The sequence below is a fragment of the Rhizobium sp. PEPV16 genome (assembly GCF_008919455.1).
GTDB lineage: Bacteria > Pseudomonadota > Alphaproteobacteria > Rhizobiales > Rhizobiaceae > Rhizobium > Rhizobium leguminosarum_Q.
In genome coordinates, this window is sequence record NZ_VSZV01000356.1 from 367,526 (window position 1) to 383,364 (window position 15,839).

Sequence of the window (15,839 nt, forward strand, 5' to 3'; positions counted from 1 at the left end):
ACCGGGCGGAGGAACGGTATCTGCGCCTTCCGCCCGGCCTCGACAACACGAGACAGCAGATGCGCCGCGGACAGGCGGCAATCGGAATGCGGCAGCCGGCCATCAAACCGGCAAATTCATCAAAGTCAGGAGGCGGACGGAAGCGTCCGCATATCACCATGGCACGGCAAGAAGCCAACGAGCAGTTTCAGATCACCTCGTTTCTGGATGGCGCCAACGCTGCCTATATCGAGCAGCTCTACGCGCGGTACGAAGAAGATCCGGCATCGGTCGACGATCAGTGGCGGTCCTTCTTCAAGGCGCTGGAAGAGGATCCCAGCGATGTGAAAAGGGCGGCCAAGGGCGCTTCCTGGCGCAAGAAGAACTGGCCGCTTCAGGCAAGCGGCGATCTGGTATCGGCTCTCGACGGCGACTGGGGCATCGTCGAGAAGGTCATCGAGACCAAGGTGAAGGCCAAGGCCGAAGCTCAGGGCAAGCCTGCCGACGGCATCGACGTGCTGCAGGCGACGCGCGATTCCGTGCGCGCCATCATGATGATCCGCGCCTACCGCATGCGCGGCCACCTGCATGCCAAGCTCGACCCGCTCGGCATCGCTGCTGCCGTTGAGGACTACCACGAGCTCTCGCCGGAGAATTACGGCTTCACGGCCGCCGATTACGACCGCAAGATCTTCATCGACAACGTGCTCGGCCTCGAATACGCGACCATCCCCGAGATGATCGAGATCCTTGAGCGCACCTATTGCTCGACGCTCGGCGTCGAATTCATGCATATCTCCAATCCCGAAGAGAAGGCGTGGATCCAGGCGCGCATCGAAGGGCCGGACAAGGGTGTGGCCTTCACGCCGGAAGGCAAGAAGGCAATCCTCGCCAAGCTCGCCGAAGCCGAAGGCTACGAGCAGTTCCTCGACGTCAAGTTCAAGGGCACCAAGCGCTTCGGCCTCGACGGCGGCGAATCGCTGATCCCGGCGCTGGAGCAGATCCTCAAGCGTGGCAGCCAGCTCGGCCTCAAGGAGGCCCTGTTCGGCATGGCCCATCGCGGCCGCCTGAACGTGCTCTCCCAGGTCATGGGCAAGCCGCACCGCGCAATCTTCCACGAGTTCAAGGGCGGCTCGGCCGCTCCCGACGAGGTCGAGGGCTCGGGCGACGTCAAGTACCATCTCGGCGCCTCCTCCGACCGCGAATTCGACGGCAACAAGATCCACGTTTCGCTGACGGCGAACCCGTCGCATCTCGAAATCGTCGATCCGGTCGTCATGGGCAAGGCCCGCGCCAAGCAGGATATGACCGCCACCGTCTGGGACGGCGACATCATCCCGCTTTCCGAACGCGCCAAGGTGCTGCCGTTGCTGATCCACGGCGACGCGGCCTTTGCCGGCCAGGGTGTCATTGCCGAAATCCTCGGCCTTTCCGGTCTGCGCGGCCACCGCGTCGCCGGCACCATGCATGTGATCATCAACAACCAGATCGGTTTCACGACGAACCCGGCCTTCTCGCGTTCGTCGCCTTATCCGTCCGACGTCGCCAAGATGATCGAGGCGCCGATCTTCCACGTCAACGGCGACGATCCGGAAGCGGTGGTCTATGGGGCGAAGATCGCCACCGAATTCCGCATGAAGTTCCACAAGCCTGTTGTGCTCGACCTGTTCTGCTACCGCCGCTACGGCCACAATGAAGGCGACGAACCGTCCTTCACGCAGCCGAAGATGTACAAGGTGATCCGCGGCCACAAGACCGTGCTGCAGCTCTACGCAGCCCGTCTCGTCGCCGAGGGCCTGCTTACCGAAGGCGAAGTCGAGAAGATGAAGGCCGATTGGCGCGCGCATCTCGAGCAGGAGTTCGAGGCTGGCCAGCACTACAAGCCGAACAAGGCCGACTGGCTGGACGGCGAGTGGTCGGGCCTGCGCACGGCCGACAATGCCGACGAGCAGCGCCGCGGCAAGACCGCGGTGCCGATGAAGACGCTGAAGGAGATCGGCCGCAAGCTCTCTGAGATCCCGGCGGGCTTCAACGCGCACCGCACGATCCAGCGCTTCATGGAAAACCGCGCCAACATGATCGCCACCGGCGAGGGTATCGACTGGGCTATGGCCGAAGCGCTCTCCTTCGGTGCGCTCTGCGTCGAAGGCAGCAAGATCCGCCTCTCCGGCCAGGATTGCGAACGCGGCACCTTCTCGCAGCGTCACTCGGTTCTCTACGATCAGGAAAACGAAGAGCGTTACATCCCGCTTGCCAATCTTTCGCCGACGCAGGGGCGCTACGAAGTCATCAATTCGATGCTTTCGGAAGAGGCCGTGCTCGGTTTCGAATATGGCTATTCGCTCGCCCGCCCGAATGCGCTGACGCTCTGGGAAGCCCAGTTCGGCGATTTCGCCAACGGCGCGCAGGTGGTCTTCGACCAGTTCATCTCGTCGGGCGAACGCAAGTGGCTGCGCATGTCGGGCCTCGTCTGCCTGCTGCCGCACGGCTATGAAGGTCAGGGTCCCGAACACTCCTCGGCCCGCCTCGAGCGTTTCCTGCAGCTTTGCGCTGAAGACAACATGCAGGTCGCCAACGTCACCACGCCGGCGAACTACTTCCACATCCTGCGCCGGCAGCTGAAGCGCGACTTCCGCAAGCCGTTGATCCTGATGACGCCGAAGTCGCTGCTGCGCCACAAGCGGGCGGTCTCGACGCTTGCCGAAATGGCCGGCGAATCCGCCTTCCATCGCCTGCTCTGGGACGATGCCGAGGTGATCAAGGACGGCCCGATCAAGCTGCAGAAGGACAACAAGATCCGCCGTGTCGTCATGTGCTCCGGCAAGGTCTATTACGATCTTCTCGAAGAGCGTGAAAAGCGCGGCATCGACGACATCTATCTCTTGCGTGTCGAGCAGCTCTATCCGTTCCCGGCAAAGGCGCTGATCAACGAGCTGTCGCGCTTCCGCAATGCCGAGATGGTCTGGTGCCAGGAAGAGCCGAAGAACATGGGCGCATGGTCGTTCATCGACCCCTTCCTCGAATGGGTACTCGCCCATATCGACGCGAAATACCAGCGCGTCCGTTATACCGGCCGTCCGGCCGCCGCCTCGCCGGCGACGGGTCTGATGTCCAAGCATCTGTCGCAGCTCGCCGCATTCCTTGAGGATGCATTGGGCGGTTAAAACACGGGGGGCGCAATGGCTTATTTCTTTCTGAGACTGCAGCCGCCGCGCCCCACTTTCCCGCATGACGGGACCGGGGAGGAAATGGCGGCGATGAAACGCCATGCCGAATACTGGCATCGGAACGCTCTTGCGGGATCGGCGATTATCGTCGGCCCCGTCTTCGAGGGTGAAGGCGCCTGGGGCATGGCGATCGTCGAGGTCGAGGATCAGGCGGCGGCGCAGGTTCTTGCCGACGGCGATCCGATCATCGCTTCCGGCTTCGGTTTCCGTTTCGACATCCTGCCGATGCCCTCGATCATCTCGCGGCCGCCCGCCGTCTGAAACGCATAAACGAAAACACACGAAATCAGGATCTGAACAATGGCCACAGAAATCCGCGTTCCAACTCTCGGTGAATCCGTCAGCGAGGCAACCGTCGGCACCTGGTTCAAGAAGGTCGGCGACGCCATCAAGGCCGACGAGCCGATTCTCGAGCTTGAAACCGACAAGGTGACCATCGAAGTTCCAGCACCCGCCTCCGGCACGCTTTCGGAAATCGTTGTCGCTGCCGGCGAGACTGTCGGCCTTGGCGCATTGCTCGGCCAGATCGCCGAAGGCGCTGCCGCTGCTGCCGCGCCGGCTGCTGCTGCACCGGCCGCCGCGCCTGCTGCTCCGGCTCCCGCCCAACCGGCCGCTGCTGCTCCGGCCCAGCCGGCGGTTGCCGCCGCTGCTGCGTCGTCGTCGAGCGCCTCCGTCTCCACCATGCCGCCGGCACCGGCAGCTTCGAAGATGCTTGCTGAAAACAACCTTTCCGCCGATCAGGTCGACGGTAGCGGCAAGCGCGGCCAAGTGCTGAAGGGCGACGTCATCGCCGCCGTTGCCAAGGGTATTTCCGCTCCGGCGGCCGCACCGGCGGCGGCGCCTGCCGCCGCGCGTGGCCCGTCGACGGTCGAGGATGCCTCGCGCGAAGAGCGCGTGAAGATGACGCGCCTGCGCCAGACGATCGCCAAGCGCCTCAAGGATGCGCAGAATACTGCCGCCATGCTGACCACCTATAACGAGGTGGATATGAAGGCAGTCATGGACCTGCGCAACAAGTACAAGGACATTTTCGAGAAGAAGCACGGCGTCAAGCTTGGCTTCATGGGCTTCTTCACCAAGGCGGTGACGCATGCGCTGAAGGAACTGCCGGCCGTCAACGCCGAAATCGACGGCACCGACGTCATCTACAAGAACTACTGCCATGTCGGCATGGCCGTCGGCACGGACAAAGGTCTCGTCGTTCCCGTCATCCGCGACGCCGACCAGATGTCGATCGCCGAAATCGAGAAGGAGCTCGGCCGTCTTGCCAAGGCAGCCCGTGATGGCTCGCTCTCCATGGCCGACATGCAGGGCGGCACCTTCACCATCACCAATGGCGGCGTCTACGGTTCGCTGATGTCTTCGCCGATCCTCAACGCACCGCAGTCCGGCATTCTCGGCATGCACAAAATCCAGGAGCGGCCGGTTGCGATCGGCGGCCAGGTGGTCATCCGTCCGATGATGTATCTGGCGCTGTCCTACGATCACCGCATGGTCGACGGCAAGGAAGCGGTCACCTTCCTCGTGCGCGTCAAGGAAAGCCTGGAAGATCCGGAACGTCTGGTTCTCGATCTCTAAGGGAGCGCTTTCGATGCGGAACCGGATCATGCGAGCGGCGCGCCTTCTTTTTTGCGCTGCCGCCGCGCATGTCCCGGTCTCCACATCGGCTGCCGGCTGGGATATCGGCAAGGCAAGCAGCAATTTCGAGCTGGTGGCGCTTGGTGATGCCGAGCTTTCCGGCCGGTCGATCGGCGTCATCCATATGGGCAATGTCGAGCTGACATCGGGGCGCATCGTTGCCGCCGATCCCCTCGCTCAGCCCGACCGTCCGGCACTCGCAAGAACGGTCGCGCCGGGCGAATATCCGGTAACGCTCTACCAGGCCTTCGGGCGCATCGCCGCTGCCAGCATGCGGTTTGCCGAGGGCAAGCCGGATCGTTGGGAGCTTGCGGTCCTGCCAGGGCAGGAGCCGGCAACGCTGAAGGACGGCGAGATTTTCGGCTATCCCGTCGATGCCGGTCTCGGCTGCTACATGGATGCCGATACGCTTGATTTGATCGAAGAGCGCGAGGCCCAGGCGCAGAAAGCGGATTCCGACGTCAACTATTACGACGACGTGCTGGCGTCGGACCTCGACGCCAGCAAGGGCATCTATGCGCTGCACCGGCCGGTCGCCGGCAGACGAGGCAATGTCGCGGTGTTCTGGAGCGGCTGGGGTGACGGTTTCTATCCTGTCTTCTGGGGGCTCGACAGGCATGGCCGCGCGCTGGTGCTGCTGACGGATTTCAGCGTTGTCGAGAATGCGGACGGGCGCAAGGAGCCGAAGCTGCAATGAGGGGAAGGACCGGGATCAGGACGAGACGGACAGGCGTGGCTGCAATCGCAGCCGCCGCGTTTTTCGTCGTTCCGGCGTCCACCTTCGGTGCCGCATGCAAGCAGGAGCAGGCCGTCTATGGCGATCGCGATGGTGCCTTTGAATTGCGCTTTTTGCCGTTGAATTCACCGTCGGCCTCCGCCAGCAACCAGTTCAAGGTCAGCGCACTGAAGACACCTGTCGTGATGGAAGGTTATGTCATGCCATCGGAAGATCCGGTGCGCGCCATCGGCATCCTGATGTTCAACTGCCCCGAAGGCGACGCAACCGGCGCCGATCTCAATGCCTGTACGGTCTGGCAGGGCGCCGTCTATGGCGTGGATGCCGAGGGGGAGATGGACAATCTGCAACCCGAAGGCGCTGAGGCGGCCGAAAAGATCGTGCTCCCCGGCCTTGGTCCTGCCATCCGCGAATCCAGCGCCTGGGGCGAGGGCAAGGCCGTGGTGGCACCGTGGGACGTGCTGACATTTAAGGAGTGTGCGACATGAGCGATACACCTGTTGTTCTCATTACCGGCGGAAGCCGAGGCATCGGCGCTGCAGCTTCACGGCTCGCCGCGCGCCAGGGCTGGCGTGTCGCGGTGAACTACGCCGCCAACCGTCAAGCCGCGGATGCGGTCGTGGCTTCGATCGCTGAAGGCGGCGGCGAGGCCGTGGCAATCCAAGGCGATGTCGGGAAGGCTGCGGATATCGTCTCGATGTTTGCGGCGGTCGACCGGCATTTCGGCCGGCTCGACGGGCTCGTCAACAATGCCGGCATCGTAGATTATCCGCAGCGCGTCGACGAGATGTCGGTAGAGCGGATCGAGCGCATGCTGCGCGTCAATGTGACCGGGTCGATACTCTGCGCGGCAGAGGCCATACGCCGCATGTCGAGCCGGCACGGCGGGAAGGGCGGGGCGATCGTCAACATCTCGTCGATGGCGGCGGTCCTCGGTTCGGCGACGCAGTATGTCGACTATGCCGCCTCGAAGGCGGCGATCGACACGTTCACTGTCGGGCTGGCGCGCGAGGTCGCAGCCGAGGGTATCCGCGTGAATGCGATAAGGCCCGGCGTCATCGAAACCGACCTTCATGCCTCCGGCGGCCTGCCGGATCGGCCGCGCGAGCTGGCGCCGTCGATCCCGATGCAGCGCGCGGGCACGCCCGAGGAGGTGGCCGATGCGATCCTCTATCTTCTGTCACCTTCGGCTTCCTATATCACCGGCGCGATCCTCAATGTGAGCGGCGGCCGCTAGAACGACAGCGAGAAAAACAGCATGCAATATCTTTTCGAATTCCTCGGCCTGATATCGCGCGCGGCCGACTAAACAAAAATCCAAAGGGAAAGAAGCAATGTCCTACGATGTGATCATTATCGGAACCGGCCCGGGCGGCTATGTCTGCGCCGTCAAGGCGGCCCAGCTTGGCCTCAAGGTCGCCGTCGTCGAAAAGCGGGCGACCTATGGCGGCACCTGCCTGAACGTCGGCTGCATTCCGTCGAAGGCGCTGCTGCATGCCTCCGAAATGTTCCATCAGGCCGGCCACGGGATGAGCGCGCTCGGCATCGACGTCTCGGCGCCGACGCTCAATCTCGGCAATATGATGGCCCACAAGGATGCGACGGTGAAGTCGAATGTCGACGGCGTCGCCTTCCTCTTCAAGAAGAACAAGATCGATGCCTTCCAGGGTACCGGCAAGATCGTCTCGGCCGGCAAGGTCTCCGTCACCGCCGATGACGGCAAGGTGCAGGAGATCGAAGGCAAGAACATCGTCATCGCCACCGGCTCCGACGTCGCCGGCATTCCCGGTGTGCAGGTTGAAATCGACGAAAAGACCATCATCTCGTCCACCGGCGGCATCGCGCTGGAGAAGGTGCCGGAAACGCTGATCGTCGTCGGCGGCGGCGTCATCGGCCTCGAGCTCGGTTCCGTCTGGTCGCGCCTCGGCGCCAAAGTCACCGTCGTCGAATATCTCGACACCATCCTTGGCGGCATGGATGGCGAGGTCTCCAAGCAATTCCAGCGTATGCTTGCCAAGCAGGGCATCGATTTCAATCTCAGCGCCAAGGTCACCGGCGTCGAAAAGGGCGACAAGGGCGCCAAGGTCACTTTCGAGCCCGTTAAGGGCGGCGACAAGGTGACGCTCGACGCCGAGGTCGTCCTGATTGCCACCGGCCGCAAGCCCTATACGGCAGGTCTTGGCCTCGAAGAGGCCGGTGTTACGCTCGACAATCGTGGCCGTGTCGAGATCGATGGCCACTACAAGACCAATGTCGACGGCATCTATGCGATCGGCGATGTGGTCAAGGGTCCGATGCTGGCGCACAAGGCGGAAGACGAGGGCGTGGCGCTTGCCGAAATCCTCGCCGGGCAGCATGGCCATGTGAACTACGAGGTCATTCCGAGCGTCGTCTACACCCAGCCGGAAATCGCTTCCGTCGGCAAGACCGAGGAAGAGCTGAAGGCGGCAGGCGTCGCTTACAAGGTCGGCAAGTTCCCGTTCACGGCGAACGGCCGGGCGCGTGCGATGCTGGCGACCGACGGCTTCGTCAAGATCCTTGCCGACAAGGAAACCGACCGGGTGCTCGGCGGCCATATCGTCGGCTTCGGCGCCGGCGAGATGATCCACGAGATCGCCGTGCTGATGGAATTCGCTGGTTCGTCGGAAGATCTCGGCCGTACCTGCCACGCGCATCCGACGATGTCGGAAGCGGTGAAAGAGGCTGCGCTCGCAACCTTCTTCAAGCCGATCCATATGTGATCTCACATATTCATAACAACGCATACAGCCGCTTGCCGTAAGGCGGGCGGCTGTTTTATTGGGTGCGCGTATCAATGCTGTTGGAAAGCAGCGTGCCTGGTCGAATGACGACCAGCTGACCGCCGGCGGCCTCAGTTCACCGCGGTCACGGTGAAGCCCTGCTGGCGCAGCAGTTCGATGACACCGTCCTTGCCGGGCAGATGCAGGGCGCCGACGGCCATGAAGACGTTGCCGCTGTCGAGGATGGGCGCTGCGCGCTCGGCCATCACCTTGTTGCGGTCAAGGATGACGCGCTGCTCGAAGGCGGCATAATCGCTGTTTTCACCTTCTTCCTCCGGTGTCACGGTTTTCAGCATCGGCATGGTCATGCCGATGTCGCCGGAGAGGTAGAGATCCGTCATGGTCTCGACGACGTCGCTCATCTTGTCGCCAAGTTCCAGCGTCTGGATCAGGGATTTCAGATGGAATTCGACCGGCAGATCGGCCATGGCCTGGATCTGTTCGGCAAGAGTTTCCAGCCCCTTGACCTGCTTGCCTTCGGCAATGGCATCGGTGGCGATCTTCTGGTCGAGGAACTGCGCGCCTTTTGCCTTGCGGGCGATTTCGCAGGCCGGCAGGGCGACGGCGCTGGAAATCATCCAGGGCCGCATCCGGGAAACGGCGCTGATCGGGATACCGCGCTGCTTGAGGCCGGTTTCGAGACGCTTGTAATCCTCGGGGGAAAGCAGCTTGTCGATCGTCGTGCCGTCGGTGAACATCGTCAGCTCCGGCTTTGCGAGCAGGGCGGCGGTCGCCTTCCGCTCATCGAGGATCTCGTCGGATTCGATGATGATCGTGTCGGCGGCGTCATGGGCTGCCTGGGCGCGCGGCGGCAGGGCAAGCACGCGCGGATCGGTGACATGCATGCTGCCGAGCAGCCACGAGGGTGCGAGTCCCGGCTTCTCGATCTTCCAGAAGATGCCTTTGCCGTTCGGCGTGGCGTCGGCTTCCTTCAGCGCCTCCGCGTAGCGGGTAGGGTCGTTCTGCTGCAGCTCGACCATCAGATTCCGGCCGGTGCAGGCGACGTCTCCGGCTGCTGCCGGCCTTGCCGTCAGGAAGGCGGCAAACAGGGCGGCAAGAAGCAGCATGTGAAAGGCTGCGATCAGCCAGAGCAACAGATTGGCCGGCACTGGGAGGTGAGACGTCCGGCGGCCGATTGATGTCGTCATGATGGGTGTTCCGATCACATGCTATAGGCTTCATGCTCTACGCCCGGCTTGCGCATATTCCTTTAAGAGAATGCGTTAACGAAACTTAAAGCGCATCACATCAAATCGGATTCATGGCGAGGCACTTTAAATCAACGCATCGTGCTTTCCAAAAATCGATTCCGATTTCCGGGCCGATGCGCTAGGCGCGCGGATGAGCCCGATCATACACCTCGAGCAGCCGCGATGCATCGACGCCGGTATAGACCTGTGTTGTGGAAAGGCTGGCATGGCCGAGCAGTTCCTGAATGGTCCGCAGATCACCGCCGCCGGCAAGCAGATGGGTGGCGAAGGAGTGGCGCAATGCATGCGGTGTCGCCGTCTCCGGCAGACCGAAGGCGCTGCGCATCTTCTGCATGGTGCGCTGGATGATCGCTGCCTGCAGCTTGCCGCCGCGGGCGCCGCGAAACAGTGGTTCGCCGCCTTCGAGATGGTATGGGCAGAGCGCGCGGTATTTCTCGACGGCATCAAAGACCACAGAGAGCAGCGGCACCAGCCGCGTCTTGTTGCCCTTGCCGGTGATGCGGAGAGTCGTCGCGCCCTTCTGCAAGTCGGCGGGAGTAAGGTCCAGCGCTTCGGAGATGCGAAGGCCGCAGCCGTAGAGCAGCGTCATGACAGCCGCGTCGCGCGCAGCAATCCAGGGCTCGTCATGGAGCTGGGCGTCGTCGCTGACGACGGTGATCGCCTGGGTATCCGACAGCGGCTTGGGCAGTGATTTCGGCTGTTTCGGCGAGCGCACCGCGGCAGCGCCGGCGGCGTTGACCAGGCCCTTCTTTTCGAGATGGCGCAGCAGGGAGCGAAGACCGGCGAGATTGCGGCCGAGCGATCGGGCGCCGGAGCCCTGCTTGCGCCGGGCCGCCAGGAAGGCGCGGAAATCAGCGGAGCGCAACTCCCTGATATCGCCAAGCGTCACCGGGCCGGCGAGATGGCCGGTCAGAAAGGTCAGAAACTGGCGGGTATCGCGCTCGTAAGCGTCGAGCGTGTGCTCGGAAAGACGGCGCTCACTGGCGAGGTTTTCGAGCCACGCGGCCCGTTCCGCCATCAGGCGCTGATCGGCGATAACAAGCAGTTCGTTCACGTTGCGCGCCTTGATTTTGCCTTCAAGTCCGCCAATTTGGAGCAGGAACAGTTATGGAATTGCTAATGCCGGCCAAGCCATTGTCATCCTTCGATCATATTCTACTGCGATAGCTTATACCCCATAGACAGGATCTTTCATGGCACGGCGCGATTCCATGACGGCTTTCGGACAGCTCGCGGAAGCGATCGCTCTCGTTTCACAGGGAAAGCCCGGTCATATCGTCGATACGCTGATTGCCGAACGCGGCCAGAGGATCGTGAAAAATCCGCTCTGGCCGGTCATGCGGCCGTTCCTCTATACGCTGCTGCGCTACAACAAGGCGCTCGAATTTGCCAATGCAGTCGCCAAAATGCCGGGCTTCCAGTCGTTCGAATATCTGAGCGACGTGCTGAAACTCGACATCGGCATCACCAATGGCGAACGCATTCCCGATACCGGCGGCTTCATCCTCGTCAGCAACCATCCGACCGGCATCGCCGACGGCGTTGCCGTGTTCGATCTTTTGAAAACGCGACGGCCGGACATGATGTTCTTTGCCAATCGCGATGCCATCCGCGTCAATCCGCGGTTTGCCGAGATGATCATCCCCGTCGAATGGCGGGAGGAGCACAAGAGCAAACTGAAAGCGCGTGAGACGCTGCAGCTGACCAACCATGCGGTGAAAGAAGGCAAGGCGACAGTGCTCTTTCCCTCAGGCCGCATCGCCTATTGGGCGAACGGCCGGCTGAATGAACGTCCGTGGAAGACCTCGGCCGTCGGGCTGGCGCGCAAATACAATCTGCCGATCCTTCCCGTCCATATGACCGCACGCAATTCCGGCCTGTTCTACTGGCTGGCGAAATGGTCGACGGAGCTTCGCGACATGACCGTGTTCCACGAACTGCTGAACAAACGCGGCGACCGCTTCGATTTCGTCATCGGCAATCTCATTCCGGCCGAGCAGCTGGACGGCGACCTCAACGAGGTGACGAAAGCGCTGGAGAAACATACGTTGCATGACATGGCAGTCGATGGTGACGCGAGTTTCATGCCGGTCGGCCTGCCGGTTGCGGCGACGCGCCGCGAGATTCCGGTTCCTGCAATCTAACCACCGGCATTGCCATGACGATCGATATCCGCAGGCTCCGCGATCGATTGCCGCAGGAGATCGCAGATCTCGAAAGCGAGGCCCGGCGGGAGGGCCATCGCCATGTCGCCCGCCTTATCGATGAATGGTCGATCGGCGACAACAGGTTCCAGCGTGACGGCGAAAGGCTGCTTGGCGCCTATGTCGATGACGCGCTCGTCGGCATCGGCGGCATGACCGTCGAAACGGCCATGTCAGGGGCGCTGCGGATGCGACGTTTCTATATTCATCCCGCAATGCGCGGGCGCGGCATCGGCCGGGTGCTTGCCCTGGCTCTGCTCGACCATGCGCGTTCCTTCTGCATCGTCGTCACCGTTCATGCGGGAAACGATGGTGCGGCGAGGTTCTGGGAGTCGCTCGGGTTTCAGCCTGACGGACGAGATGGACATACCCATCTGTTCGCGCTGCAGCACCATAGCGATGATCCAGCGGCTTCGGATTTGCGCCGGTGCGTTACGCCCCGATCTCCTTGAGGCGGATGGCCTGTCGCGCCAGCAAGCGCTCGACATCGGCAATATCGAGCGCCGAGAGCTTGGCGCCCGGCTTGCGCAGGGTGGCGGACTTGATCACGCCGCGCTTAGCAAGCACATATTTGCGCGAGGCAAGGCCGATGCCCTGCTGCTGTTCGTAGCGGGCGAGCGGGAGATAGGCATCGAAGATCGCATGGGCGCGATCGGGATTTCCGGCTGTATATGCCTCGACGACACCAACCATCATCTCGGGATAACAAAAGCCGGTCATGGCGCCATCAGCGCCGCGGCCCATCTCTTCGGGCAGGAAAAGCCCGCCATTGCCGCAGAGGATGGAGATGCGCCGCATGGTGCCCTTGTCGCTGGCGGCGCGAAGTGCTGAGATTTTCGAAAGACCCGGCCAATCCTCGTGCTTGAGCATGACGCAATTCGGCACCTCGTTGACGATGCGCTCGATGATCTTGGGCGCGATCGTCACATTGGTGGTGAGCGGGTAATCCTGCAGCACGAAGGGCGTATTGCCAAGGGCCTCGCCGACCGACTGGTAGAAGGCGAAAGCCTGATCGTCGGTCTTGACGGTCCAGGGCGGCGCAACCATGACACCGGCAGCGCCTTGGTCCATGACGGCTTCGGCGAGTTCGCTCATCGGCGCAAGGCCTGGCGCCGACACGCCGACGACGACGGGAAGGCGCCCGTCGAGGCGCTTCAGCACCCGTTCGACGACTGTCCGCGATTCCTCGGCGGTCAGCTTCGGAGCCTCACCGAGCTGCCCAAGCACCGTCAGGCCGGTGACACCGGCACCTTCGTAGAAATCGACCATGCTGTCGATGCTGGCGAGATCGAGCGCGCCGTCATCGGTGAAGGGGGTTACGGCGATCACATAGACGCCCTTGGCATCTTCAGTCAGTCTGGCCATTGGTGCTCTCCAATTCAGCGGCCGAAGAACAGCGCTTCGGCATTTCGAACAAAAATCTTTTCAGCAACCGCGGGGTCGTCGATGGCGGTCTGCATGGTCTCTACCAGCTCAGTGTCATCGGGCATGCCGTCCCACAATTCGGTGTGCGGCCAATCGCTGCCCCAGAGCAGCCTTTCCGCATGGCTGGCGGCAAGAGCGCAGGCGACCTCGGCAAAACCGTCGTAATTCACATCCTTCGTCAGACGATAGGGCGCGGTGACTTTGACGTAGGCCTCGGCTCTGTCCATCAGTCTTTTCAGCGCATCGACATGCAATGATCTCGTCTCTCTGGCAAGCGGAATGAAGCCGAGATGGTCGATGACGATGGGCAGGCGGATGCCGGACAGCGTTGCCGCAATATCGGGAAGTTGTTCGGGATTGATCTGCAACTGCAGCGACCAGCCGAGAGGGGCAATGCTTTCCGCCAGTGTCCTGGCGGCGGCGAGTGGGAGGCCGCCCTTGTTGCGCGTATTGATCCGCACGCCGCGCACGCCGAGCCGGTCGAGCCGCTCTATCTCGGTTTCTGCGGTTTCGGGATCGATGACGACGATGCCGCGCAGACGATCTGGATAGGCGGCCAGCGCCTCGAGCAGCACCCTGTTGTCGAGGCCATAGACGCTTGGCTGCACCATTACGCCCCTGGCGATGCCAAGGCTGCCGGAGAATTCGATCCAGTCGGCAATCGTCGCGATGTCAGGCGTGTAGCTGCGTGGGGTGTTGAGCGGGGCGCCGGCGCGAAAGACGTGGAAATGCGTATCGACCGTGCCTTGCGGCAGTGCCGCCCGCGGCAGCCGCGTCAGCGGCCGGCGGGGCAGGCAAAGCGGTGCCTCCATATTAGCGGCGCTCATCGCGCGTCGAGCTCCTCGCTTCGCAGGAAGTCGAAGTCGGCGCCTTCGTCGGCCTGAAGTACGCGCTCTTGATAGAGCTTCGCATAGCCGCGCGCCGGGGCCGGGGAGGGCCGATTGACGACATCAAGCATGCGACGATCGAATTCCGCCTGATCGATATCGAGGTCGATGCGCCGGCCCTCGACGTCGAGGCGAATGCGATCACCGGTGCGGACGATCGCCAGCGGGCCGCCATCTGCGGCTTCAGGCGCGATATGGAGGATGATCGTGCCGAAGGCCGTGCCGCTCATGCGGGCATCGGAAATCCGTACCATGTCCTTCACGCCCTGCCGCGCCAGCTTGCGGGGGATGGGTAGATAGCCGGCTTCCGGCATGCCGGGTGCACCCTTTGGTCCGGCATTGCGCAGAACCAGAACGTCATCGGCATGGACGTCGAGATCGTCGCTGTCGATGCGCAGCGTCATATCCTCGACGGAATCGAAGACCACGACGCGGCCGATATGCTGGAGCAGGTCCTTGGAGGCAGCCGATTGTTTGATGACGGCGCCGCGCGGCGCAAGATTGCCGAACAGGACGGCGATCGTTCCGATCGGCTTCAACGGTTTCTCGACGGTGCGGATGATGGTCTGGCCCGGTTCGTCGACGACATCGTCGATGATTTCGCCGATCGTTTTGCCATAGACCGTCGGCGCGCTGCCGTCGATTTCATGGCGCACCGCCTTCAACAGAGCCGGGACGCCGCCCGCCTCGTGGAACTGCTCCATATAATGCTGGCCGGAGGGCTGCAGGTCGACGAGCAGGGGAATGCTTCGGCCCAGCCGGTCGAGTTCGGCCATGTCGAGACGCAGGCCGAGGCGGCCGGTGATTGCGGCAAGATGGACGACGGCGTTGGTCGAGCCACCCATCGCCTGCAGCGCGACGAGACCGTTGCGGATTGCCTGCGGCGTCAGGATATCGCGCACCGTCGGGGCAGCCTCATCCATGGCGAGACGCGCGGCGACACGGCCCGTCTCCTCGGCAAGGCGGACCCGTTCGGATTCGACGGCGGGCGCCGAACCGGCGCGGGGAAGGCAGAGCCCCATGACCTCGGTCAGGTTCGCCATGGTGCTCGCTGTGCCCATCACGGTGCAGGTGCCGATCGAGCTGGCCAGCTTGTTGTTGACCTCGGCGATTTCGGCCTCGTCGATCTCTCCGGCGCGGAAGCGTCCCCAGAAACGGCGGCAATCCGTACAGGCACCAAGCCGTTCGCCCTTGTGGTGGCCGACTGCCATCGGGCCGGTCGGCAGGAAGATCGCCGGTATCTCGCTGCTGGCGGCCGCCATGATCTGGGCCGGCAGGGTCTTGTCGCAGCCGCCGATCAGGACGACGGCATCCATCGGCTGGGCGCGGATCATCTCTTCCGTTTCCATCGCCATCAGATTGCGCAGGTACATCGAAGTCGGCGAGGCAAAGCTCTCGTGGATCGAGATCGTCGGAAACACCATGGGCATCGCACCCGCCAGCATCACGCCGCGTTTGGTTGCCTCGATCAGTTGCGGCACATTGCCGTGACAGGGATTGAAATCACTGTAGGTATTGGCGATGCCGACGATCGGACGGTCGAGCGCATCGTCCGAATAACCCATGGCCTTGATGAATGCTTTGCGCAGGAAAAGGGAGAATCCCTGATCGCCATAACTCGTCAGCTTGCGGCGAAGACCGTTCGACAAACCTGTTCCTCCCTCGCCAAATTGATCCATGGCCGTGGCGTCAGGGTAGAGGGATACGGCAGATTGTCAATAAATAAGATGG

Annotated in this window: 14 protein-coding genes; 9 read left to right on the forward strand and 5 right to left on the reverse strand. The window is 62.6% G+C overall.

Annotated features, from left to right (window positions below; all coding sequences use genetic code 11):
• Positions 1–158 precede the first annotated feature (158 nt).
• From FY112_RS36210 to lpdA, 7 genes are all read left to right on the forward strand, one after another.
• Positions 159–3,143, forward strand: coding sequence for a 2-oxoglutarate dehydrogenase E1 component (locus FY112_RS36210; RefSeq protein ID WP_131644501.1), 2,985 nt, complete (start codon positions 159–161; stop codon positions 3,141–3,143).
• Between the two features lie 15 nt (positions 3,144–3,158).
• Positions 3,159–3,467, forward strand: coding sequence for a YciI family protein (locus tag FY112_RS36215; RefSeq protein ID WP_011653809.1), 309 nt, complete (start codon positions 3,159–3,161; stop codon positions 3,465–3,467).
• Positions 3,468–3,506: 39 nt separating this feature from the next.
• Positions 3,507–4,784 carry a 2-oxoglutarate dehydrogenase complex dihydrolipoyllysine-residue succinyltransferase gene (gene odhB, locus FY112_RS36220; RefSeq protein WP_131619971.1) on the forward strand — a complete coding sequence of 426 codons (1,278 nt, stop codon included), beginning with the start codon at positions 3,507–3,509 and terminating at the stop codon, positions 4,782–4,784.
• A gap of 13 nt (positions 4,785–4,797) precedes the next feature.
• Positions 4,798–5,541 (forward strand): DUF4241 domain-containing protein, encoded by a 744-nt coding sequence (locus FY112_RS36225; protein WP_151520472.1) that lies wholly within the window; start codon positions 4,798–4,800, stop codon positions 5,539–5,541.
• Positions 5,538–6,068 carry a hypothetical protein gene (locus FY112_RS36230; protein ID WP_151520473.1) on the forward strand — a complete coding sequence of 177 codons (531 nt, stop codon included), beginning with the start codon at positions 5,538–5,540 and terminating at the stop codon, positions 6,066–6,068. Before FY112_RS36225 ends, FY112_RS36230 begins: the two co-directional genes overlap by 4 nt.
• Positions 6,065–6,817 (forward strand): SDR family oxidoreductase, encoded by a 753-nt coding sequence (locus FY112_RS36235; protein WP_151520474.1) that lies wholly within the window; start codon positions 6,065–6,067, stop codon positions 6,815–6,817. The genes FY112_RS36230 and FY112_RS36235 overlap by 4 nt, the downstream gene beginning before the upstream one ends.
• 97 nt (positions 6,818–6,914) lie before the next feature.
• Complete coding sequence (gene lpdA / locus FY112_RS36240) at positions 6,915–8,321, forward strand: dihydrolipoyl dehydrogenase (RefSeq protein ID WP_151520475.1); 1,407 nt, start codon at positions 6,915–6,917, stop codon at positions 8,319–8,321.
• A 131-nt stretch (positions 8,322–8,452) separates the two neighbouring features.
• Here lpdA and FY112_RS36245 read toward each other — a convergent pair whose 3' ends face one another.
• On the reverse strand, positions 8,453–9,529 hold the full coding sequence (locus FY112_RS36245) for a TraB/GumN family protein (RefSeq protein WP_151520476.1): 1,077 nt from the start codon (positions 9,527–9,529) through the stop codon (positions 8,453–8,455).
• A 181-nt stretch (positions 9,530–9,710) separates the two neighbouring features.
• Positions 9,711–10,646 carry a tyrosine recombinase XerC gene (locus tag FY112_RS36250; RefSeq protein WP_131619968.1) on the reverse strand — a complete coding sequence of 312 codons (936 nt, stop codon included), beginning with the start codon at positions 10,644–10,646 and terminating at the stop codon, positions 9,711–9,713.
• Positions 10,647–10,785: 139 nt separating this feature from the next.
• Between FY112_RS36250 and FY112_RS36255 the strand changes: the two genes are divergently transcribed.
• Positions 10,786–11,736, forward strand: a complete 951-nt coding sequence (locus FY112_RS36255; RefSeq protein ID WP_131619967.1) for a GNAT family N-acetyltransferase — start codon at positions 10,786–10,788, stop codon at positions 11,734–11,736.
• Positions 11,737–11,750: 14 nt separating this feature from the next.
• A complete protein-coding gene (locus FY112_RS36260; protein ID WP_151520477.1) occupies positions 11,751–12,248 on the forward strand; it encodes a GNAT family N-acetyltransferase in 498 nt (165 codons plus the stop codon).
• Here FY112_RS36260 and FY112_RS36265 read toward each other — a convergent pair.
• From FY112_RS36265 to FY112_RS36275, 3 genes are read right to left on the reverse strand one after another with little or no spacing between them, the layout of a single operon-like run.
• Positions 12,229–13,161, reverse strand: a complete 933-nt coding sequence (locus FY112_RS36265; RefSeq protein ID WP_131619965.1) for a dihydrodipicolinate synthase family protein — start codon at positions 13,159–13,161, stop codon at positions 12,229–12,231. The two genes, FY112_RS36260 and FY112_RS36265, sit on opposite strands and share 20 nt — an antisense overlap.
• Positions 13,162–13,175: 14 nt before the next feature.
• Complete coding sequence (locus tag FY112_RS36270; RefSeq protein ID WP_151520478.1) at positions 13,176–14,048, reverse strand: amidohydrolase family protein; 873 nt, start codon at positions 14,046–14,048, stop codon at positions 13,176–13,178.
• Positions 14,045–15,757 carry an IlvD/Edd family dehydratase gene (locus FY112_RS36275; RefSeq protein WP_151520479.1) on the reverse strand — a complete coding sequence of 571 codons (1,713 nt, stop codon included), beginning with the start codon at positions 15,755–15,757 and terminating at the stop codon, positions 14,045–14,047. Before FY112_RS36275 ends, FY112_RS36270 begins: the two co-directional genes overlap by 4 nt.
• Positions 15,758–15,839 lie beyond the last annotated feature (82 nt).

Excerpts from the sequence above, each read along its gene's own strand:
- FY112_RS36260 (WP_151520477.1), top strand. The coding sequence starts at position 11,751 with ATGACGATCGATATCCGCAGGCTCCGCGATCGATTGCCGCAGGAGATC.
- FY112_RS36230 (WP_151520473.1), top strand. The coding sequence starts at position 5,538 with ATGAGGGGAAGGACCGGGATCAGGACGAGACGGACAGGCGTGGCTGCA.
- FY112_RS36210 (WP_131644501.1), top strand. The coding sequence starts at position 159 with ATGGCACGGCAAGAAGCCAACGAGCAGTTTCAGATCACCTCGTTTCTG.
- FY112_RS36245 (WP_151520476.1), bottom strand. The coding sequence starts at position 9,529 with ATGACGACATCAATCGGCCGCCGGACGTCTCACCTCCCAGTGCCGGCC.
- FY112_RS36265 (WP_131619965.1), bottom strand. The coding sequence starts at position 13,161 with ATGGCCAGACTGACTGAAGATGCCAAGGGCGTCTATGTGATCGCCGTA.
- FY112_RS36270 (WP_151520478.1), bottom strand. The coding sequence starts at position 14,048 with ATGAGCGCCGCTAATATGGAGGCACCGCTTTGCCTGCCCCGCCGGCCG.
- FY112_RS36255 (WP_131619967.1), top strand. The coding sequence starts at position 10,786 with ATGGCACGGCGCGATTCCATGACGGCTTTCGGACAGCTCGCGGAAGCG.
- lpdA (WP_151520475.1), top strand. The coding sequence starts at position 6,915 with ATGTCCTACGATGTGATCATTATCGGAACCGGCCCGGGCGGCTATGTC.
- FY112_RS36235 (WP_151520474.1), top strand. The coding sequence starts at position 6,065 with ATGAGCGATACACCTGTTGTTCTCATTACCGGCGGAAGCCGAGGCATC.
- odhB (WP_131619971.1), top strand. The coding sequence starts at position 3,507 with ATGGCCACAGAAATCCGCGTTCCAACTCTCGGTGAATCCGTCAGCGAG.
- FY112_RS36215 (WP_011653809.1), top strand. The coding sequence starts at position 3,159 with ATGGCTTATTTCTTTCTGAGACTGCAGCCGCCGCGCCCCACTTTCCCG.
- FY112_RS36225 (WP_151520472.1), top strand. The coding sequence starts at position 4,798 with ATGCGGAACCGGATCATGCGAGCGGCGCGCCTTCTTTTTTGCGCTGCC.